Source organism: Kribbella sp. NPDC050281, from assembly GCF_040655855.1.
Classification (GTDB): Bacteria; Actinomycetota; Actinomycetes; order Propionibacteriales; family Kribbellaceae; genus Kribbella.
In genome coordinates, this window is sequence record NZ_JBFAKS010000043.1 from 58,407 (window position 1) to 79,189 (window position 20,783).

Genomic DNA, 20,783 nt, shown 5'->3' on the forward strand with positions numbered 1-20,783 from the left:
ATCACCAGCTGTTGTTGGAGATTCCGGTGCCCAGATAGATCTGGTCGTACGTGTTGCCGTCGTTGTCGTCGGTGTAGGCGACAGCGACCTCGGCGAACGGTGAGACGGCCACCGTCATCTGTTCCTGGCGCAGGTCCGGGACCGAGCTGAGCCGTTGCGCCGACAGCCGGCCGGTGTCCGTGCCGGTGGTGCCGAAGCCGCGCACCCAGACGTCGAGGTCGGTGGCCTGAACCGTCCAGCCGACGACCGTCTGGGCCTGGTCGTCGATGCCGATCGACGGTGCCTTGGCGCCGGTCGCGACCTGGACGTCGGCGTACCGGGCCGTGCCGGTCGAAGTGAAGTTGCGCGTCCAGGACCCCGCGGTGCCGGTGTGGTCAGACTCCCACGCGACCGCGAAGTCACCGTTGAAGTTCGCCGCCACCGCTGGATGCGTTTGCTGACCAGTGGTGTTGGAGTTCGCGACCCGGCGGGACAGCGTGGCGGCACCGTTGGTCCGGGCGAGCCGGATCAGCCCGACCTCGTACGATGCATTGGCGTCGCCGTCGTCCTCCCAGACGACAACCGCATCGCCGGAGGCCGACGCCGCGACATCCGGGTTGTGGTGCTGGCCGGTCGCGGTTGACGCGGTGACTTCCCAGGCACGCGTCGTCGGACCGGTGAACCCGGCCGCCTTGACCGTCGGTTGGGTGCCGGTCTGGATGTCCTCCCACACCACGGTGAACGCGACCGCCGCACTCGACGGCGCGCCGTCCGGATCAACCGACACCCGCGGGTTGATCTGCTGGCCGTCGGCACTGGTGTTGGCGTTGCCCGATGCGGTCACGGTGCCCGCGGTGTTCAGGACGCGGTACGGGATGTTGTAGAAGCCGTTGCCGTCCGGGTCGTCCTGCCACACCACGACCGCGTTGCCCTTGTCGTCCAGGCCGACGTCCGGGTGCAGGTGGCGCCAGTTCGTCACCCCACTGCTGCCGGCGGCGGACACCTTCTTCTCGTACAGCGCGGTCCCGTTGTGGTACACCCGCACGAAGATCTCGCTGTGCACGTTGTCGGTCGCGTTGTCGGTGTCGCGGTCGTCCTCCCACGCCACGGCCACGTAACCGTTGCGGTTGGTCGCGATCGACGGCGTGTCCTGGTCACCGGTCGACACACTGTTGGCGGTCACCCAGGTCGGTGCGGCGATGTGCGCGTCCGCACTGGGAGCCGCGAGTACGGCAGAGGACAGCAGCGTGATGGCTGCGACAGCAGCTGCGGAAAGCTTCATGATCCCCTCACACAGCCTGCAGGCCGGGCTGGCCCTCTTGGATGACGAACGACTTCGCGGTCGTCGCGGCGGCACCGTGTTCCGACACCTTCGCCACCGCACGGAAGTCGGCGCGCAGCTGCGTCGGGCTGATCGTCGTCCGGACGTAACCGCGGCGGTTGTTGTAGAACTTCAGCCAGGGGTTGGTCCCGACGTCCGGGATCGTGGTGGCGCCGTCGCCGTCACCGCTGGACGTCACCGAACTGGTGACCAACTCGGAGCCGATGGTCGCCGAGTTCGCGTTGCTGTAGTCGGCCTTCAGGTCGCTCGCCCAGGCGCGGTGCACGTCGCCGGTCAGTACGACGGGGTTGCGCGTACCGCGGTCGACCCAGCCCTGCTGGATCCGGGCCCGGGACGCGCGATAGCCGTCCCACGAGTCCATGCTCGCGCCGGTCGAGTTGAACCGCCGCGCGAAGAACACCTGCTGACCGATGATGTCCCAGGTGCCCAGGTGCTGGTTCAGACCGTCGAGCAGCCAGGTCTCCTGCGCATTGCCGGGCAGGCTGCGCGAGGCAAGGTCCGCATCCGAGCAGATCTTCCAGCCGTCGCCGCAGGCCTGGTCATTGCGGTACTGGCGGGTGTCGAGCATGTGGAACGTTGCCAGACTCCCCCAACGCAGCCGCCGGTACAGCGGGATGCTGTTGCCGCTGTTGGCCTGAGCCGGCCGCAGCGGCATGTTCTCGTAGTACGCCTGGTACGCCGCCGACCGTCGTGCGGTCCACTGCGCAGCCGTCAGCGCCGGGGTGTTGTTCTCGCGGATCGTGCCCGCGTAGTTGTTCTCCACCTCGTGGTCGTCCGGTACGACGATCCACGGCGCGACCGCGTGCGCGGCCTGCAGATCCGGGTCGGTCTTGTACTGCGCGTACCGCCGCCGGTAGTCCGCGATCGTCACGATCTCGGCCCCCAGGTGCAGCCGCGGCCGCCCGGAGGTGGCGCCGTACTCGTAGATGTAGTCGCCCAGGTGCAGGATGACGCCCGGGTTCTCCTCGGCCATCCGGCGATAGACGGTGTAGTAGCCCTCCTCGTAGTGCGAGCAGGAGGTGAACGCCATCGTCAGGTCGCGCCCGGCTGCGCCGATCGCGGGCGTGGTCCGGGTGCGGCCGACCGGCGAGACGTGGCCTTGGGCACGGAATCGGTAGAAGTAGTCGGAGTCGGGGTTCAGATTGCCGGCGACGACGTGGACGGAGTGGGCGGTCGCGTACGTCGCGGTGACCTGGCCGTTCGCGACCAGCGTACTGAACGTGTCGGTGGTGGACACCTGCCAGTCGACGACGATGTTCGTGTCGGTCATCCCGCCGTGGCCGTCGGCGTTCAGCGGCGAGGGGGCCAGCCGGGTCCACAGTACGACGCTGTTCGCGTCGGGCTCACCGGACGCGATGCCGAGCTGGAACGGGTACGGGACGGCGGCGGTCGCCGCGATCACGGCCGAGCGGACCGGCAGAGCGCTGACGCCGACCGCGGCGAGTCCGCCGAGGACAAGGGTTCTGCGACTGATTGGGCTCATGAGCCTCACCTTCACGGGTACTCAGGGCGGCAGGGTCCCCGGCTGGATGAAGCTGATGGTGACATCCGGAGAACCTTGAGTGATGGTGCTTGATGCCCATAGTTGCGCAAGACCCGTAAGTTTCCTACACCTCGCGCCGTACTGCTCAGTTGAGGGCGAGGATGAGCAGCACCGCCGCGGGGACTCCCTCGAGGAGCGCGTTGAGCCACAGCTTCCGCTGCGACACCACCAGGACGACGGCCATGAACGTGTGCTGAGCCGCGGTGAAGACGACCAGGGCCTGTCCTTGCGCGACGTGATCGTTGCGCGCGAGCAGCACGCCGACGACCAGCGCGATCGCCGTGGTCAGGTTGTAGAAGCCCATGTTCACGGTCCACAACCGGACCGCGTCGAAGTCGCGAGGCTTGGTCAGGAACATCGGGTACAGCCGCGGGTTCCGGTACAGGAACGACTCCATCACGAACACCGCTACGAGCATGACCGCGATCACGATCGCCAGCACCTGCGTCGCCGTACTCATGACCGCACCTCGGCGAGCTCGGCGAAGAGCGCGCTCATCCGGCCGGTCTGGCTGATGGCGAGGAACTTCGCCGAGGGCGTGAGCACGGAGAACGTGTTCAGCGTGCCGGCCGGGATACTGATCGACGAGCCGGGGCCGAGGTCATAGCCCTGATCGCCTGCCTGCACGAGGATCCGGCCGGTCAGGACGTAGAACGCCTTGCTCCAGGACTCACTGTGCGGTGGCGCGGCCGGGGCGCGCGGCGCGTCGATCTCGAACACTTCGTACTGCGCGCCGGTGTGCTCGCTGCCGACCTTGACTGTCACGATCGCATCCGGGGCGGCGTACTCCGCGCCTGTCCCGGCTGTGCTCAGGTGTACCGACTCGTTCATGATGCCTCCCTTGTGGCTGCGACTGTCTGGCTGCGACGGTAGGCAGCGGTGAGCGGCGGTTCCATCCCGTCCACCGGGGGTCTGGATCGCCTTGGATCCCCCACATTTCAGGGATAGGCGGCTCCGGTACGGCGGCGCATACTGAGCCCATGTGGGAGGGCCGGGCGCGAGCCGCGCGCCGGGACATCGCGGCACTGGCGACGTCCGGACTGGGCGTCGCGGAACTGCACGCCGCGGCGATCGAGGTGGTCGAGCAGGTCGTCGGCAGTGAGCTGACCTGCTGGGCCGCGATGGATCCGGGCACGCTGGTGATCAGCTCGATGACGAGCGGCCGCGACCACATCCCGCCCGAGTACGAACCCACGCTGGCCGAGACGGAGTACGCCGGTACCGTCCCGAACTCGTTCGCCGACCTGGCCCGCCGGCCGTACCCCGTGGCGCGACTGTCCGACCTGCCGTACCGCGAGGTCGTCGGGCACCGGCGGCTGAACGAGATCTGGCGGCCACTCGGGATCGAGCACGAGGTGCGGGCCGCGTTCACCGTCGACGGCGACTGCTGGGGCGCGGCCGGATTCGTCCGGAGCGGCCCGGAGTTCAGCGACCGCGAGGTCGAGTTCCTCGGCTCGGTGGCGCCGGCGATCGGTGCGGCGACCCGGGTGGCGGTGCGAACCGATGCGCACGGCTACAAGGGCGGGGGCGGACCGTCCATCGTAGTGACCGGCCCGAGCGGTGAGCCGCGCGCGATCACCGCGGCCGCGCGGACCTGGCAGGACGAGCTCAACGAGATCGCACCCGGGCGGTTCAGCACCCTTCTGCGTGCCGTGGTGACCGGGACTCGGGCGGCCGGAACGTTCCAGGCACGGGTGCAGACCGCGACCGGCGGCTGGGTGGTGCTGCAGGGCAGCCGGCTGATCAGCGACGACGACCAGTCAGAGGTCGTCGTCACGATCGAACCGGCCGGTGGTCACCACCTGGTCGGCATGCTGCTCGCGGCGTACGGACTGACCACTCGCGAGCGCGAGATCTGCCTCGAGGTCATCTCGGGCCACAGCACCACGGAGATCGCCGACCGGCTGTCGATCTCGCCGCACACGATCCAGGACCACCTGAAGTCGGCGTTCGCCAAGGTCGGTGTGCGGAGCCGCGGCGAACTCGTCGCCACCCTGCGCCCGGACGACCTGACGCTCTGATCAGCAGGCGAGAGCGCGGTCGCCGGGCTGCCAGCGGAACGTGATGACGTCCTCGACCGGAACGCCGGGCCGCAGCCGCCCGTCCGTCCCGTCGATGATCCGGCGGGGCGTCGTGACGGCCATGGTGAGGGCCTCGGGCAACGAGAAGGCGGCGGCCGCCCAGGCGACGCCGTCCGCGAGTGGCGCGGCCGCTCCAGCCAGGTACGGCGTACCGAGGACGACCAGCCGTCCGTCATCGGTGAGTTCCACCTCGCCGCCGACAGACGACGAGTACACCCCCGGTGGCCGGCCGCCGGTCGCCACCGAGTCAGAGACCAGGAAGGACCGATCCAGGCCCTTCGCGCGGACCATCGCCACGAACGTGTCCGCCGGGAGATGGTGGCCATCGGCAATGAACCCGGCGCTCAGCCGGTCCTCGGCCAATTGTGCCCACAGGTAGTTCGGGTGCCGCGGCAACTGGGCGTGCGCGCCGTTGCCCAGATGGGTGGACAGCGTCGCGCCGGCCTCGGCCGCCGCACGGATCTGCGCGCCGTCCGCGTGGGTGTGCCCGACCGCCACTCGGGTGCCGGCGGCAACGACCTCCGCGATGAAATCAGCACTGTCAGGCCAATGCGGAGACACGGTGATCAAGCCGACGAGTCCGTCCGAGACGTCCTGGCAGAGCTCGAACTCGGCCAGATCGGGCGGACGGACGAAGGCCGCGTCGTGGGCGCCGCGCGGACCGTCCTGGTCGGAGATGTGCGGACCCTCGAGGTGCACGAACGGAACGGCAGCCGCAACCTCGGCGTCCTGCCGCCTCGCCTCGGCCACGATCCCGAGAGCACGACGGTTCCGCTCCGGGCTCGCCGTGATCAGCGTGGGCACGAAGACCGTAACTCCGACCCGCCGCAAGGCCTCCCGCAGACCGCGGACCGTGTCCACGGACAGATCGTCGCCGTTCAGGTCGTACCCGGCGTACCCGTTCACCTGCAGGTCGACGAGTCCCCGGCTGATCCACGGCAGGTCCGCGTCTCCGGGCGCGCGCTCGATGCGGGAGATCAGGCCGTCTGCGTACTCGAGGTGGAGGGTCTCCCCCGACCACGGGTCCCTGCCGGACCACCTGTCTAGAGCCACCGCACCCGCTCCCTGAACCTGCCGATGAAGGCCGCGTTCGCCTCGTCCCCTCCGGGTGCGTTGCCGCTGCGCCACACCGGCGGTACGACGTCCTGCTCGATCAGCCGCTCGATCGTGGCCAGCACCATCGTGTTGAGCGTGAATGCGTTGGCGAAGGTGGAGACCGCGGCGACCCGCTCGGGCATCCCGGCGATCTCGATCACCGCGTCGCCGATCGGGACCTTGGTGTCCACGGCAACGTCGACGACCTCGTGCAGGTTCGCACCGGACGGATGCCGCGCCGGATGCGACTTCGCCGTCTGCTCGGCGTGCTCACGGGAACTCACGCCGATCGTCCGCGCGCCGCGCTCGCGAGCGGTCAGGGCCGCGTCGATGAGCGCCGCGTTGATCCCGTAGGCGTTCACCAGCAACAGCAGGTCGTCCGGGCCGAGCCCGGCGTTCTCGATCACCATTCGACCGTAACCCGGCGTGCGCTCCACGGCCATGGAGCGGCGCGCGCCGTTCGACAGCAAGGTGCCCTCGTCGAGGATCGCGGAGACGTGCATCAGACCGCCGGCCCGGAAGAAGATCTCCTGGGCGGCCAGGTTCGAGTGCCCGCCCGGGCCGTACACCTGGATCAGCCGATCGGCGGCGACCTGCTCGGCCATCAATCGGGCAGCGGCTGCGATGGACTCGCCTTCCTCTGCCTCGACCCGGCCGAGCAACGCCATGATCGCGGTCAGATACTCACTCATCCGGGCTGGCCTCCTGATCGAGATACATCCGGGCCCGCGGATGCGTCCGCAGCGCACTCGCCGGTACGCCGGGATCCACCGGACCGTGCAACGTTCGCCGTACGGCGTCCGCCTTGGCCGGACCGGACACCATGCAGAAGATGTCGCGCGCCGACAGCAGGAACGGAACCGTCAGCGTCCAGGCATGGGTCGGTACGTCGTCCAGCGACCCGAACAGCCCTTCGTCCACCTGCTGCCGTCGGCTGATCTCGTCGAGTGCGACCACCTGCACGACGTCGCTGGTGGTGAAGTCGGCCGGCGGCTCGTTGAACGCGAGGTGCCCGTTGACACCGATCCCGGCCAGCACGATGTCGATCGGCGCAGCCGCGACCAGCGCCGCATAGCGAGCCGCCTCGGCCACCGGCTCCGCGCCGCCGGCCGGGTCGAAGACAGCCAGCGGCACCGGGGCGGTGAAATGCCGGCCCAGCCACCGGCCGAAGCGTTGCTCCGCGGCGACCGGCAGCCCGACGTACTCGTCCATGTGGAACGCCTCGACCCGTGACCAGTCGATGCCCTCGGCAACGGACAGTGCCGCCAGCGTGTGCTGCTGGCTCGGCGCCGCCGCGAGGACCAGCCGGGCCGAGCCCTGCGCCTGGATGATCCGGCGCAGGGACTCGGCCGCGGCCGCCGCTGCCGCCGCCCCGACGGCTGCGGGATCCGGAAGCGTCTCGACCTCCAGCTTGTCGACGATCATCAAGACGCGGAGACCAGCCGGTTGTGCTGCTCACCCAGGCCGTCGGCCCACACGCGCACGACATCGCCCTTGCGCAAGAACCGCGGCGGCTTCTGTCCCGCACCGACGCCGGCCGGCGTGCCGGTGCTGATCACGTCGCCCGGGTAGAGCGTCATGTACTGCGAGATGTAGTGCACCAGATGCGCGACGCCGAAGATCATGTTCGCCGTCGAGCCGTCCTGCAGTACGTCGCCGTTGACGTCCAGGCCGAGCTTGATCGCCTGCGGATCGGGGACCTCGTCGGCGGTCAGGATCCACGGACCCAGCGGGCAGAAGGTCGCTGCGTTCTTGCCCTTGTCCCACTGGCCGCCACGCTCCAGCTGGAAGTGCCGCTCCGACACGTCGTTGGCCAGCACGTAGCCGGCGACGTACTCCAGCGCATCCGCCTCGCTGTCGAGGTAGGCCGCCGTACGCCCGATCACGACGCCGAGCTCGACCTCCCAGTCGGTCTTCTCGCTGCCGCGCGGGATGACGATGTCGTCGCGGGCGCCGACCACGGTGTCCGGTGCCTTCATGAACAGGATCGGCTCGGCCGGCGCGGCCTGACCGCCCTCGGCCGCGTGGTCGGCGTAGTTCAGCCCGACGCAGACGATCTTGCCCGGGCTGAGCGGTGCGGCGAGCCGTACGTCGTCCAACGCGGCAGTCGTCCCCACGTCGGCGAGGGCCGCGGTGGCGCGCTCCCGGAGCCCGGCCGGGTCGAACGCCCCGGGCTCCCCGGCCAGCGTCACCACCCGGTCGTCCTCGGTCAGCACGGCGTCACGCAGACCGTCGTCGGTGTGGACACGTAGCAATCTCACTGATTCCTCCATGGAGCTTGTTTGGCCCAGTTCAGATACGCGATACCCAATGCGTGCGAGCCTTGCACCGGATCGAGCTGCACGGCGTCGTACACGCGGAGGGCCTGCTGGTAGACAAGGAGATCCTGCTCAGCGTACGCACCCCATCGTGCACACTGCACCGCGTTCGCGGGCACCGCGGTCCCGGTCCCGTCCACCCGGAACCAGACCTCGGCCTCGGACCGGACCACCCGCTGCGTGAACGTCTTGGTGAACCGCAGCACGTCCGTGGCCACGTCGGTCTCGATCTTCGCGTCGTACGCCGCGTGCACGAACTCGGTACTGATCGCCGCGTGACTGATGTCCTCGATCTGCGTGGACGCGGAGTACCCCGGCGTGTACTCCGAGATCCCGGCGGTCTTCGGGAAACCGGCGTACATCTGGCTGTACGGCGGCCAGTAGGGCCAGACGTAGGCACCGTCGGCAGCGAGGGTCAGACCTGCGCGGTACGCCTTCAGCATCTCGACGACCCGCGTCCGGTAGCGCTGCTGCCGTGTCACGCGGTAAAGCTCGACCAGCACCTGGCCGAGACCCTGGCTCTGGTTGTACGGCTGGATCGTGCCGTCGAACGGGATCGGCGCACCCTTGGGCCAGACGTAGTCACCGGTCCCGTCTGCGTGGGAGACCCACTCCGGGTCGTGGAACGCCACAGCCGCGGTGGCGGCGTCAAGCAGGTCCTTGGCCACCTTCCGCCTCGGGCCACGCCGCAACTTCGGCGACTGCAGCACCATCCGGGCATAGCGGGCGAGCGGGAACGCAATCATCCCGGTGTGGACGGCGAACACGTAGTACTGCGACTCGAAGGCGATCGTGGTTTCCGCCGGGGCGGGGCCGGCGGCGGGCGCGGTCCGACGGTCGACAGCAGTCCAGCGGAGCCCTGTGGTGTACGCGTTGTTGACCGCCGTCACGACGTACGACGTGGCAGCCGGATCGAGGGAGACACCGCGCAACGTCACGACACCGGTAGTGGCCGGGTTGCGCAGGATCAGGTCGAAGGTGTCGCCGCTGACGTTCGACACCTCGGCCGTCGACTCGGCCGCCCTGCTGCCGGCCCAGCGCAGCTGCACGGCCGGCTTGCCGTCGCCGTCCGGGAGCACGCCATGGCCCGCGGTGTAGTTGCCGGCCGTGCGCCACACCTTGCCGGACCGGCCGGCGTAGTCCTTCACGTGGCGGGCGTGGTCGGTGGTCGCTATCACGTGTTTGGCGCGCTGCTCGAAGGTGTTCAGGTAGCGCTCGTCCCCATACGCCTCGTACATCCGGAGCAGGCTGAGCAGGAAGTAGGACTCCCCCCACGCGTACACCCCGGCCTCGTTGTTCTGCGGGTCGGACGCGAGATACCCGGTCTGGGCCACGTCGAAGGCCTCGGGCGAATCGTAGACGAGTGGAGCGGCGGACGCCTGGAGAGCCGGAAGCCCGGTCCAGGCGACGGCTCCGCCGGCGGCGGAGCCCAGGAGCAAGGTACGGCGACTGAGCTGCGGGTTCAACATGATGCCTCGCTGGGGTGGACGGGAACGGCGGGAACCACACGGGGGCGGGCGGACGTGGCGACTCAGCCTTTGACCGCACCGCCCATGCTGTTGAGGATGCGTTTCTGCAGGAACAGGAAGACCATGACGACCGGAACCAGCGAGATCACCGTGCCCGCGGCCAGACCGCGGACGTCGGTCCCGCTGACTCCGCTCAGGTAGGCGATGCCGAGCGCGATCGGGAACTTGGACTGACTGGTCAGGGTGACCAGCGGCCAGATGAAGCTGTTCCAGACCGAGACGAAACCGAGGATCGCCAGCACGGCCAGCGTCGGAGCGACGATCGGCACCGCGATCCGCCAGAAGATGGCGAACTCGTTCGCACCGTCCATCCGGGCCGCCTCGACGATCTCGTCGGGGATCTGCGAGAACGCCTGGCGGAGCAGGAAGATCCCGAGCGACGAGAGAATGGCCGGCAGGATCACCGAGGCGAACGTGTCGGTCAGTCCCAGCTGGCTCATCACCAGGAAGCGCGGGATCAGCATCAGCTCACCCGGCAGGAACATGATCGACAGGAACAACAGGAAGAACACGCCGCGGCCGCGGAACGCGATCCGGGCCAGCGGGTAGGCGGTGAGCGCGGAGACGACCAGGTAGATCGGGACCGTGATCCCCACGTAGATCAGCGAGTTCACCAGGAACCGGGCATACGGGATCGTCGTCCACGCCTCCCGGAACCAGTCGGCCACCGGCGGGCGCGGAATGAGGTCCGGCGGGAAGCCGAACACGTCCTGGCTGGCCGGCTTGGTGGCCGAGCTCAGCAGGATCAGGAAGGGGCCGATGAACAGGGCCGCCACCGCGATGAGCAGTACGTAGAGCCCGATCCGCCGTACCGTGCGCCGGGAGGTCCCGGCCGGCGTCGGTTGCGACGTGGCCGGAACGACGCGCGGCAACTGCCCGGCACGCCTGGCCAGTCGGCTCCGGGTCGCCATCAGCCGTCCCTCCGCCGGGTCACGACCAGGTTGAAGCCGGCCAGGACGATCATGATTGCCCACAGCAACAGGCCGACGGCGCTCGCATAGCCCATGTCGTAGTCCTCGAAGGCCTTCGACCAGATGTAGTAGCCGAGGGTGAGTGTGGAGTCGAGCGGACCGCCGCGGGTCAGCACGTAGACGGACTCGAAGGCGCGCATCGCCTCGAGCATGCTGAGGATCAGCGTGACCGCGAACGTCGGCCGCAGCGACGGGACGATGACGTGTCTGAGCCGCTGCCAGCCGTTGGCGCCGTCGATCGTGGCCGCCTCGACCTGGTCGGGCGGGACCGCCTGCAGTCCGGCCAGGTAGATCATCATGAACAGGCCCGCGTTCTTCCACGCCTCCAGCAGCACCACCGTCGGCAGGGCCCAGTGCCGATCGAGCAGGAAGTCGATCGGACCCGCCCCGACCAGGCTGAGCAGCCAGTTGATGACGCCTTCGCGGTTGAAGACGTACCGCCAGGCGACCGCCACCGCGACCATCGAGGTGATCACCGGCAGGTAGTAGAGCATCCGGAACGCCTGGATCGCGCGCAGCTTCAGGTTCACCAGCATCGCCAGGAACAGCGGGACGACCACGGTGAGCGGCAGGAACATCACCACGAACAGCAGTGAGTTGCGCAGCGCGATCCAGACCCGTGGGTCATCCAGCAGCCGGGAGAAGTTGTCCAGCCCGGAGAACCGGACCGGGCTGACGATGTTGTAGTCGGAGAAGGCCAACTGGATCGCGATCACGGCCGGCCAGGCGAACATCGCGGCGTACATCAGCAGCCCGGGCAGCATGAACGCGTACGGCGTGTACCAGTGCTGACCGACCACGCGGCCCCTGAGACCCGGCATGCCTTCCGCCTCTCGTGTCTGAAACCTGGCTTTCAGCTTCGCGACTATGCGGAACCGTAGCTCACCACACCCGCCGCCGGAAGCGTTAATTGACAAGATTTTTGGAAGTCATCGGTTGACGCCGGCCGATCGATGGCAAACACTGTGGTGTCTGTAAGCAGTGTTTAGGACACACATCCCGAGGAGCTCGCAATGTCGCGACGCACACGATCCCTGCTGAGGGGACGCCTCGTCCCCACCGTCGCGATGGTTCTGGCCTTGCCGCTGGCCCTCGCCGGATGCGTTTCCGGCAGTCCGGCCGGCGGAGACGAGCCAGAACAGCAGTCGACCGACGCCTACTCCGGCGAGGTCGAGTGGTGGACCATCAACCTGCAGAAGAACTACGGGCCGGACATCCAGAAGTGGATCGACGCCTACCAGAAGGAACACCCGAAGGTGTCGATCAAGTGGGTCGACGTCCCGGGTCAGGACATCACCACCAAGCTGCTGGCGGCGATCGCCGGCGGCAAGGTGCCGGACGTCGTCAACTTCACGTCCGCCACCACCGGCCTGTTCGCCGGCTCGATGGCCGACCTGAACGGCCTGTTCAGCAAGGAAGACGTCGCCGCCTACCTGCCGAACCTGGCCGACCCGCTGGTTGCCGACGGCAAGCGGATCGCGATCCCCTGGTACAACGGCGGTACCTCGCTGGCGTTCTACAACAAGGATCTGCTGGCCAAGTCCGGCTTCGACCCGGCCAAGCCGCCGAAGACGTACGACGAGGCGCTCGCCCTGGCCAAGGCATACCACGACGCGACCGGCAAGTCCGCGACCAACTTCATGGCCTACTCCAGCGTGGTCCAGGCTGACGGTGTCAAGCTGCTGTCGGAGGACGGCAAGTCGGCGGCCTTCAATACGCCGGAAACGCTGGCTCTCGTGGAGAAGTTCAAGACCCTCTTCAGCTCGGGCGCGATCGCACCCGGCAGCCTCGGCGAGAACCAGCGCGATCTGCCCCAGTCACTGGAGAACAAGCTGATCGCCTTCAACCCGGCCGCCGTGTCCAGCTCGCTGCTGAACGTCGAGAAGAACTCCCCGGCCGTCTACACGTCGATCGTCGTGGGACCGCCGGTGACCGGTGCCGACGGCAAGTTCTACATGCCCGGCCAGCAGGTGATGGGCATCCCGGCCAAGTCGGACAACCAGGCCGCCGCGGCCGCGTGGCTCAAGTACGTCGCCGCGCCCGAGCAGCAGCTCGCGCTGTGCAAGCTCGTGCCGATCTATCCGTCATCTGTAAAGGCGCTGGCCGACCCGTTCTTCACCGACATCCCGGGCACCACGTCCGCCGACCAGGCGCGCAAGATTCTGCTGGACACGTTCAAGAACAGCGTGGACGCGTCGATGGGTTCGGGCAACGACGAGCAGTTGCGGAAGCTGTTCGACGACCAGATCCGGGCGTACATGTCCGGGACCAAGTCCGCCAAGGACGCGCTGGACGCCGCCGAGAAGGCGTGGAACGACACCCTCGCGAAGGGCAAGTGAGTTGGCGCTCGCGTCGGACAAACCGGTGAGCCGCGGAATCGAAAGGTCGGTGGGTTGGTGAGCAACGGGGTGCGGATCGGGATCGTCGGCGCCGGGATCATGGGGCGAGGCAATGCCTTGTCCCTGTCCGGGCTGTCGGAGGTCGAGGTCACCGCGGTGACCAGTCGTTCGGCGGACTCCGCCGGACGGCTGGCCGACGAGATCGAGGGGCGCGGTGCACCGCGGCCGGCGATCCATCCGGACCTGGAGGCCGTGCTGGCCGACAAGTCGGTGGACGCGGTCGTCCTGACCACGCCGGATCATCTGCACGGCGAGATGATGGTCCGGGCCGCCGAGGCCGGGAAGCACATCCTGGTCGAGAAGCCGCTGACCACGTCCGTCGCCGAGGCGGACGCTGCGGTGAAGGCGATCCGCGAGAACGGTGTGGTCGCGATGTGCCTGTTCAACCACCGCTGGGTTCCCGCCTACGCGCAGGCTTACGACCTACTCGCGGATCTCGGTGACGGAGCGGTGGCGTACGCCCGCAAGGACGACACCATCTTCGTGCCGACCGAGATGCTGTCCTGGGCCGACCGCACGACCTGCGCCTGGTTCCTGTCCAGCCACGACATCGACCTGGTCTCGTGGCTGCTGCGCGACCAGGTCCGCCGGGTCTACGCGACCGCTCGGTGGGGCAAGCTCCGGTCGCTCGGCATCGACACCCCGGATGCGATCCAGATCCAGGCCGAGTATTCGCGCGGGGCCGTGGCGACGTTCGAGTCTGCATGGATCTACCCGAACACCTTCCCGACCACTGTCGACTCCTATGTCTCGGTCGTCACCGACAACGGCGTGATCCAGCTCGACCGGCAGAAGGAGAGCGTCGTGGTGGCCCGCCCGGACGGGTACAGCTACCCGAGGAACATGCTGCAACGGGTGATGCACGGCATCCCGGCCGGTGCGTACGCCGACGCGATCGCGCACTGGGTCACCTGCTGCCGCACCGGCAAGCAGCCGCTGATCACGATCGAGAGCAGCCGGAACGTGACCGCCGTACTGGAGGCCGCGCACACCTCGATCGAGACCCGGCAGCCGGTCGACGTCTCGATGCTCGCTGAGCTGGCGTCCGGCTCAGGGAACGCATGAACGCCACCACAGGCCCCGAGAAGCCGCGGCACATCGACGGCCGGATCAACCGGATCGGGACCGACGACCTGATCAAGGCGTTCGGCTCCCCACCCGGTGTCCAGGACGTCGGTGCGTTGCGTGCCTTCGTCGCGGGCAGGCTCCGGCGGCCGGCGTGGCCGCTCCAGGAGTGGACCGACGCGATCCGCTCCACCTCCGCGGCGGACGACGTACTCGCCGCGGCAGCACCACTTCTGACCGGAGTGGAGGTGACCGGGCGCGAGCGCGGCCGGTCACAGCGGTACGGCTTCCACTACCTGGGCTGGCTGTCGCCTGGTGTCCATGCGTGGATGTTGACCGGCGACGAGCGGTATCTGTACGCGTTCGAGCAGCACCTCGAGGACTGGGTCGAGCAGCGTGACTCGGTGACCGGCGAGTGGCCGGGTCTCGACGTCATCTGGTACTCGCTCGGTACGTGGGCGCGCTGCCGGAATCTCCTGCCCACGCTGGAGGTTCTGACCGACTCAGCGCTGTCGGATCGCGGATGGGGCAGTCTCGTCGCCACGCTGGTCGGTGGAGCCCGCTGGGCGTACGACGAGCATGACGTCTTCCGCCATGGGAACTGGCAACTGGTGTGTGCGACCGAGCTGCTGCACATCAGCGCCGTTCTGCCCGACCTGGTTGAGGCCAGGAGCTGGGCGGAGCGGGCGCGTGAGCGCATCGACGAGCACTTGCTGCTGGACGTCTACGGAGACGGCGGGCATTACGAGCGCTCCCCCGGCTATCACAAGATGTGCCTGACCGCTCTGCAGACGGCCGCTCTGCTCGACGCGGACGTGGCGGCGCACCCAAAGGTTGCCGCCATGCACCAGTGGTTGTGCGAGCTGGTCTCCCCCGGCGGCTGGATCCCGCACCTGCAGGACAGCGGCATCGAGTGGCCGGCCACGTCACTGCTGCGTGGCAGCTACGTGCTCGACAACCCAGCGCTGGCGCGGATCGCCGCGCAATGGCTGTCTGCTGAGGACTTCGGGGTCGAGGCAGCGGCGCTACCGGCTTGGGACGACGCAGACAGGCAGCGGCGTTGGCTGGACACGGTTGCCACTGCACGGGAGGAGGCAGTGCCCACACCAGCTCGGAGCACCGTGCTGGCCGACACCGGCTATGTGATCCTGCGCAGCGGCGATCTGCAGGCCGTCATCAACTATGGACCGCATATCGAGCACGAGCTCGAGTCGCACTCGCATCGCGCCGTACTCGATCTGATCCTCGAGGGCTGGCAGCGACCGCTGCTGTGGGAGGCCGGTGGTCCGCCGAGCTATGACGATCCGGACTACCTGACCTGGTACCAGTCCGGTCGGGGTCACAACACCGTGCTCGTCGACGACCAGGAGCTGAGCACGGATCGCGGCGTACACGTCGATCCGCTCGTCGACACCGGGCAGGTCGCGGTCTTCTCCGGTCGCCACCACGGCAGCGTCGTACCGCAGTCGCGCACCATCGCGATGGTGCGCGAGGAGCCGGCCGTCGTGGTGGTCTCCGACGACAGCGCCGCCGGGGAGCACACGTTCCGCGCGTACTGGCACGCCCTCAACCCGTGGCAGCAGGTCGGTCCCCTCGCGTACGACGCATCTGCCGCGGACGGACCGGGGTTGCTTCTGATCGAGACGGGCGATCCCTCGACCACGACGGTTGAGACATCGGAGGGCGTCGCCCGGCGTCCACTCGTCGACAAGCCGGTCGCGGAGTACGGTCCGCTCTACTCGCTCGGGCTCACGCGTGACAGTGGGGAGTTCACCACCGTTCTCCTCCCGCATGCCGGCGCTCAGGTGCCGGAGGTCTCGGTCACCCGTGACGACGACGGGTTGACGATCGATCATGGTGACACCGTCGACCGGGTGAGTCGCTCGACCTGGGTCCGGACCCGGTCCGGAAGGTTGTCCTGGGCAACTGGTTGGCGGACCCGCGCGCTGCTTGACCTGCTGCGCACTTCTGAGGACGTCAACGTCTCGGCCGTCGTCGCCGACGGGGCGCTTCGCCTCGAGGTGACCTGCTCCGGGCGTTGTGCGCTGTGGATCCGGCCGCTTGGTGACATCCGGCTCGACGGCGTACTCGTCACCGCGGAGAGCGATGGCGACGGCTGGGCGCACCTCACCCTGCCGTACGCGGGGCGCTGGACGGTCGATGGGGCTCGCCATGACTGACGATGCCACCACCGGATGGTTCGACGCGCGCATCGTGACCGGTGCGCACCCGTCGTCCCTGGTGCCGTCCACCGACCGCGACGCGATCGCCGCCCACCTGGACGCCTACGCCATGTCGGGCGCTCTGATCAGCGCGATGGCGTCGTGGCTGCACGACCCGCTGGGCGGCAACGCCGAGGCGACCGCGGTGGCCAACAGCCTCGCGGACCGCGGTGTGCTGGCCTGCTGGACCGCGGTTCCCACCACGCCGGGCGAGCTGGACTCACTCGACAAGCTGGTCGCGCAGGCTCTGGCCGAAGGCGTCGCGGCGTTCCGGATTCATCCTCACTCCCACGGGTACGCACCGAATGCCTTGCTGGATCTCTATGCGGCACTCGAGGGCAGTGGACTGCCGCTCTGCGTCGACACCGCGGAGATCGGCTGGTCGGACCTGGATGCGATCGCCACTCGCTTTCCGATGCTGCCGATTGTTGTGTCGAACCTCGGCTACCGCCAGTTGCGCAGGCTGTGGTCGGCGCTGCGCGACCACGACAACCTCTCCGTCGATCTCGTCGACTTCGCCGCGCATCAAGGCGTGGAGTGGCTCGCCGCCGAAGGGCTGAGCGATCGGTTGGTGTTCGCGACCGGACTCGGCGTACGTGATCCGGGCGAGAGCATCGTCCGTCTCGCCTGGTCCGGGCTCGACGACGAGACGGTCACCCGGATCGGTGCAGATAACGCACGCCGGTTGTTCGCGGCAGGAGGACTCTCATGATCGGACGCCGGCCGCTGCACCGGGTCGTCGACGTGCACGCGCACCTCGGGCCGTACTCGCTGTTCTACATCCCCGATCCCGACGCCGCGACGATGGTGTCGGTGATGGACCGGACCGGGACCGAGGTCACCGTGGTCGCCGCGAACCGCGCGATCCAGCAGGACGCGCACCTCGGCAACACCCAGGCCCTCGCCGCCGTCGACGCGCACCCGGGCCGGATCGCGGCGTACGCGGTCATCAATCCGTGGCAGGACCCGGAGCGCGAGCTCGAGCGGCTCGCCGCCGACGAGCGGTTCGTCGGCATCAAGGTGCACCCGTCCCTGCACAAGTACCCGGTCACCGGAGCGCGGTACGCCGCCGTGTGGGCCTTCGCCGAGGAGACCGGTTGCCCGGTGCTCAGTCATTCCGAGCATCGATCGCCGTACGACGCTCCGGTGCTGTTCGAGGCGGTGGCGGCGAAGTACCCGCGAGCGCCGATCATCCTCGGCCACGCGGGCATCACGCCGGCCGGGGTGGACGAGGCGATCGAGGCCGCGGCCCGGCACGAATCGCTCTGGCTGGAGGTGTGCGGCTCGCAGATGACCGGGCCGCTGATCCAGGCGATGATCGATCGGGTCGGTAGCCGACGGGTGCTGTTCGGCTCCGATTTCCCCTTCATCGACCAGCGGATGTCGCTCGGCCGGGTGGTGTGCGCGCCACTGACGGCAGGTCAACGCCAAGATGTTCTCAGCGGGAACGCCCGCAGACTGTTCCGGTGGCGTCAGCTGCCGGGAGGGACAGGGGAGGACGTCGATGAGTGAGGAAGTCAGAGCGGCGGAGCCGGCGAACGGTGATCGCCTGCCTGCGGTGACCGTCGGGCTCTTCGGCCCGCGCAAGCTGGTGCGGATGATGTCCGAGGTGGCGATCGACGTCGCCCTGCGGCCTCAGAACCGGGTCCGGTTCGTGCCCGGCGGGTACGACGACCCGGGTGAGGCCGAGGAGCGCTACTTGCGGCTGCGGGACCGGATCGACTCGGCCGTGTTCCCCGGGCCGTGGGTGTTCGACCTGGCCACCGACGGTCACTGGCTGACGGTTCCGTCGACGCACCTCCCGCTGACCGGCGCCGCGCTGTACGCCGCCCTGCTCCGGGCGTCACTCACCATCGAGGACGTCGATCTCAGCCGGGTGAGCATCGACTCGCTCTCCGCGGCCGACGTCGAGGAGGCGTACGGCGAGATCGGCCTCGACACCACCAACGTCTACGACATTCCGTACGAAGGGCCGGAGTCGGTCGCGGGTTTCGCGGCCTTCCACCGAGAGAAGTGGGAGCAGCAGCACACCACGGTCGCCCTGACCACCATCCTCGCGGTCGAACGCGAGCTGCGGACCCAGGGCATTCCTGTACTGCGGGTCGCCCCGACGCGAGCAAGTGTGCGGGATGCCCTGGAGACCGCGGTGCTGCTCGGTCAGGGCACCCGGATGGGCGCGCACCAGCTCGCGATGATCGCCGTCCAGCTCATCCCGTCCGGCACGTCTCGCGCCGAGTCGGGTGACTACTGGCAGCAGGAGCTCGCACTGCTGACCCACCAGAAGCTGCTGTCGGAAGCTCGACAGGTCGGCGCGTCGGTGGCGCGCCGGTCGGACACGTTGTTCCTCGTCACCACGACCCACGGTGCGCTGGTCCGGCTGACCGAGCAGTTCACGGTCGCTCCGTTCCTCAGCGCTCTGACGGCGCAGCTCGGCGTACCTGTTGCCGTTGGCGCGGGTGCCGGACAGACCGCGCGGGCTGCCGAGGCCAACGCGCTGATGGCGGTGGAGGATTCCGTCAACGCCGGCGGCAAGGTCGCGGTGTACCTCGACGACACGAACGTGCGGACCGACCTCGCGCCGGGTCCGGCCGTCACCGAGACCGCGCCGCAGGACAGTACGCCGTCGATCGATCCGCGCGCGCTCGAGATCGTCACCTCGATCGCGGCCGCGACCACACCGGTGGCCGGTCAGCAGGTGGTCGTCGACGTCGAGAGCGTCGCGGACATCATGCAGGTCACCCCACGGACCGGCCGCCGGATGCTCAAGGAGCTGGTCGAGGCCGGCCTGGCCTGGCCGGTGCCGCCGGCCCGTTCGACCGGTGGCGGCCGTCCGCGTCAGCAGTTCCGGCTGCTCACCGAGAAACTCGACTGATCCGCCCCCTTGGAGGATGTTGTGCAGACCGTTGCCCGAGGCTACGAACGCACCGAGCGCCTGTACGAGCGTGCCCGCCAGGTCATCGCCGGCGGCGTGTCCAGCGACGCCCGGCGTGCCGACCAGCCGCTGTTCGTCGACCACGCTCGCGGCGCAGAGCTCTGGGACGTGGACGGCAACCGGTATGTCGACTACGTGCTCGGGCAAGGCCCCAACCTGCTCGGCCACGCGTCGCCGCTGGTGGCCGAGGCGGTCTCCGCCCAGGTCAGCCGCGGCGTCGCGTACGCCGCTCAGCACGAGCTGGAAGCGGTCGTCGCCGAGCGCCTGTGCTCGATGGTCCCGTCCGCGGAGCTGGTGCGCTTCAACAGCGTCGGCTCCGAGGCAGTGCACGGTGCGATCCGGCTGGCCCGCGGCCACACCGGCCGACCGAAGATCGTGAAGTTCGAGGGCAACTACCACGGTTGGCTCGACCCCGTCCTCTACAGCGTCCACCCCGACCTCGCCCTGGCCGGCGACGCACAACACCCGGCGGCCGTCGGCGGTACGGCGGGCCAGCCTCGCAACGGCGCGGAAGACCTGATCGTCCTGCCGTACAACGATCTGCCCGCTGTCGAAGAAGTCTTCGCGGAGTCCGGCGACCAGATCGCCGCGGTCATTCTCGAGCCGCTGCTCTGCAACACCGGCTGCATCACCCCGCAGCCCGGCTACCTCTCGGGACTCCGGGAGCTCACCCGTCAGCACGGCGCCCTGCTGATCTTCGACGAGATCATCTCCGGCTTCCGCGTCGCTCCCGGCGGTGCCCAGGAGTTGCTCGGCGTCGTTCCCGACCTGTCCGCCTTCGGCAAGGCGATGGCCGGTGGCATGCAGGTCTCGGCGCTGGTCGGAACCCGCGAGGTGATGGGCTCGATCGCCATCGGGACAGTGGCCCATGCCGGCACCTTCAACTCGCACCCGGTCGCGATGGCCGCGGCAGACGCAGTACTGCGCCATCTCGACGAGCACCGCGACATCGTCTACCCGCCGCTGGCCGCCGCGGGCCAGCGGTTGATGGCCGGCCTGCGGGACTCGGCCCAGCGGCATGGCGTGCCGATGCTCGTCGACGGGCCCGGTCCGGTGTTCCAGACCTACCTGACCGACCAGGCCGCGGTGACCGACTACCGGTCGTTCGCGGCCTGCGACCGGCCGGCGATGGCCAGGTTCCACGCCGGGCTGTACGCGGCTGGGATCAACATCGTCCCCCGCGGCCTGTGGTTCCTGTCCACCGAGCACACCGACGACCAGATCGACGAGACCATCCGAGCAGCGGACGACGTGCTGGCCTCGTTGTAGGGCCTGTCGGCAGCTCACGAGAAGGAGGCCGGTAGTCC

General features: G+C 68.8%; 19 protein-coding genes. 8 read left to right on the forward strand and 11 right to left on the reverse strand.

Going from position 1 to position 20,783, the window contains the following annotated elements:
* Position 1 precedes the first annotated feature (1 nt).
* The 4 genes from AB0I34_RS35425 to AB0I34_RS35440 form a co-directional block, all read right to left on the reverse strand.
* Entirely contained in the window at positions 2-1,261 is a 1,260-nt protein-coding gene (locus tag AB0I34_RS35425; protein WP_360453847.1) for a hypothetical protein, read from the reverse strand.
* A gap of 7 nt (positions 1,262-1,268) precedes the next feature.
* Positions 1,269-2,804 carry an alkaline phosphatase D family protein gene (locus AB0I34_RS35430; protein ID WP_360453850.1) on the reverse strand — a complete coding sequence of 512 codons (1,536 nt, stop codon included), beginning with the start codon at positions 2,802-2,804 and terminating at the stop codon, positions 1,269-1,271.
* 145 nt (positions 2,805-2,949) lie between these two features.
* Complete coding sequence (locus AB0I34_RS35435; protein WP_360453852.1) at positions 2,950-3,324, reverse strand: DUF1304 family protein; 375 nt, start codon at positions 3,322-3,324, stop codon at positions 2,950-2,952.
* On the reverse strand, positions 3,321-3,695 hold the full coding sequence (locus AB0I34_RS35440; RefSeq protein WP_360453855.1) for a cupin domain-containing protein: 375 nt from the start codon (positions 3,693-3,695) through the stop codon (positions 3,321-3,323). The genes AB0I34_RS35435 and AB0I34_RS35440 overlap by 4 nt, the downstream gene beginning before the upstream one ends.
* A 149-nt stretch (positions 3,696-3,844) precedes the next feature.
* Between AB0I34_RS35440 and AB0I34_RS35445 the strand changes: the two genes are divergently transcribed.
* On the forward strand, positions 3,845-4,885 hold the full coding sequence (locus tag AB0I34_RS35445) for a helix-turn-helix transcriptional regulator (RefSeq protein WP_360453858.1): 1,041 nt from the start codon (positions 3,845-3,847) through the stop codon (positions 4,883-4,885).
* On the opposite strand, the gene AB0I34_RS35450 is transcribed toward AB0I34_RS35445, so the two are convergent.
* The 7 genes from AB0I34_RS35450 to AB0I34_RS35480 all read right to left on the reverse strand — a co-directional run bounded on the left by AB0I34_RS35450 (position 4,886) and on the right by AB0I34_RS35480 (position 11,679).
* The gene (locus AB0I34_RS35450) at positions 4,886-5,998 is read right to left on the reverse strand and encodes an N-acetylglucosamine-6-phosphate deacetylase (protein ID WP_360453861.1); all 1,113 of its coding nucleotides are present in this window, start codon (positions 5,996-5,998) and stop codon (positions 4,886-4,888) included.
* Positions 5,989-6,732 (reverse strand): sugar isomerase domain-containing protein, encoded by a 744-nt coding sequence (locus AB0I34_RS35455; RefSeq protein ID WP_360453864.1) that lies wholly within the window; start codon positions 6,730-6,732, stop codon positions 5,989-5,991. The genes AB0I34_RS35450 and AB0I34_RS35455 overlap by 10 nt, the downstream gene beginning before the upstream one ends.
* Positions 6,725-7,465 carry a 6-phosphogluconolactonase gene (locus tag AB0I34_RS35460; RefSeq protein WP_360453939.1) on the reverse strand — a complete coding sequence of 247 codons (741 nt, stop codon included), beginning with the start codon at positions 7,463-7,465 and terminating at the stop codon, positions 6,725-6,727. The genes AB0I34_RS35455 and AB0I34_RS35460 overlap by 8 nt, the downstream gene beginning before the upstream one ends.
* On the reverse strand, positions 7,465-8,301 hold the full coding sequence (locus AB0I34_RS35465; protein WP_360453867.1) for a fumarylacetoacetate hydrolase family protein: 837 nt from the start codon (positions 8,299-8,301) through the stop codon (positions 7,465-7,467). Before AB0I34_RS35465 ends, AB0I34_RS35460 begins: the two co-directional genes overlap by 1 nt.
* The gene (locus tag AB0I34_RS35470; protein WP_360453870.1) at positions 8,298-9,827 is read right to left on the reverse strand and encodes a hypothetical protein; all 1,530 of its coding nucleotides are present in this window, start codon (positions 9,825-9,827) and stop codon (positions 8,298-8,300) included. The genes AB0I34_RS35465 and AB0I34_RS35470 overlap by 4 nt, the downstream gene beginning before the upstream one ends.
* 62 nt (positions 9,828-9,889) lie before the next feature.
* On the reverse strand, positions 9,890-10,798 hold the full coding sequence (locus tag AB0I34_RS35475; protein ID WP_360453873.1) for a carbohydrate ABC transporter permease: 909 nt from the start codon (positions 10,796-10,798) through the stop codon (positions 9,890-9,892).
* Positions 10,798-11,679 (reverse strand): sugar ABC transporter permease, encoded by an 882-nt coding sequence (locus AB0I34_RS35480; RefSeq protein WP_360453876.1) that lies wholly within the window; start codon positions 11,677-11,679, stop codon positions 10,798-10,800. Before AB0I34_RS35480 ends, AB0I34_RS35475 begins: the two co-directional genes overlap by 1 nt.
* Positions 11,680-11,871: 192 nt before the next feature.
* Here AB0I34_RS35480 and AB0I34_RS35485 point away from each other — a divergent pair, with 192 nt between their 5' ends.
* The 7 genes from AB0I34_RS35485 to AB0I34_RS35515 are packed head-to-tail and all read left to right on the forward strand — an operon-like array spanning position 11,872 to position 20,745.
* Positions 11,872-13,197 (forward strand): sugar ABC transporter substrate-binding protein, encoded by a 1,326-nt coding sequence (locus AB0I34_RS35485; protein ID WP_360453879.1) that lies wholly within the window; start codon positions 11,872-11,874, stop codon positions 13,195-13,197.
* 57 nt (positions 13,198-13,254) lie between these two features.
* On the forward strand, positions 13,255-14,322 hold the full coding sequence (locus AB0I34_RS35490) for a Gfo/Idh/MocA family oxidoreductase (RefSeq protein WP_360453882.1): 1,068 nt from the start codon (positions 13,255-13,257) through the stop codon (positions 14,320-14,322).
* A complete protein-coding gene (locus tag AB0I34_RS35495) occupies positions 14,319-16,502 on the forward strand; it encodes a heparinase II/III family protein (protein WP_360453885.1) in 2,184 nt (727 codons plus the stop codon). Before AB0I34_RS35490 ends, AB0I34_RS35495 begins: the two co-directional genes overlap by 4 nt.
* The gene (locus AB0I34_RS35500) at positions 16,495-17,256 is read left to right on the forward strand and encodes an amidohydrolase family protein (protein ID WP_360453887.1); all 762 of its coding nucleotides are present in this window, start codon (positions 16,495-16,497) and stop codon (positions 17,254-17,256) included. The genes AB0I34_RS35495 and AB0I34_RS35500 overlap by 8 nt, the downstream gene beginning before the upstream one ends.
* Positions 17,253-18,056, forward strand: a complete 804-nt coding sequence (locus AB0I34_RS35505) for an amidohydrolase family protein (RefSeq protein WP_360453890.1) — start codon at positions 17,253-17,255, stop codon at positions 18,054-18,056. The genes AB0I34_RS35500 and AB0I34_RS35505 overlap by 4 nt, the downstream gene beginning before the upstream one ends.
* A complete protein-coding gene (locus AB0I34_RS35510) occupies positions 18,049-19,416 on the forward strand; it encodes a hypothetical protein (protein WP_360453892.1) in 1,368 nt (455 codons plus the stop codon). Before AB0I34_RS35505 ends, AB0I34_RS35510 begins: the two co-directional genes overlap by 8 nt.
* A gap of 21 nt (positions 19,417-19,437) precedes the next feature.
* Positions 19,438-20,745, forward strand: coding sequence for a glutamate-1-semialdehyde 2,1-aminomutase (locus AB0I34_RS35515; protein WP_360453895.1), 1,308 nt, complete (start codon positions 19,438-19,440; stop codon positions 20,743-20,745).
* Positions 20,746-20,783 lie beyond the last annotated feature (38 nt).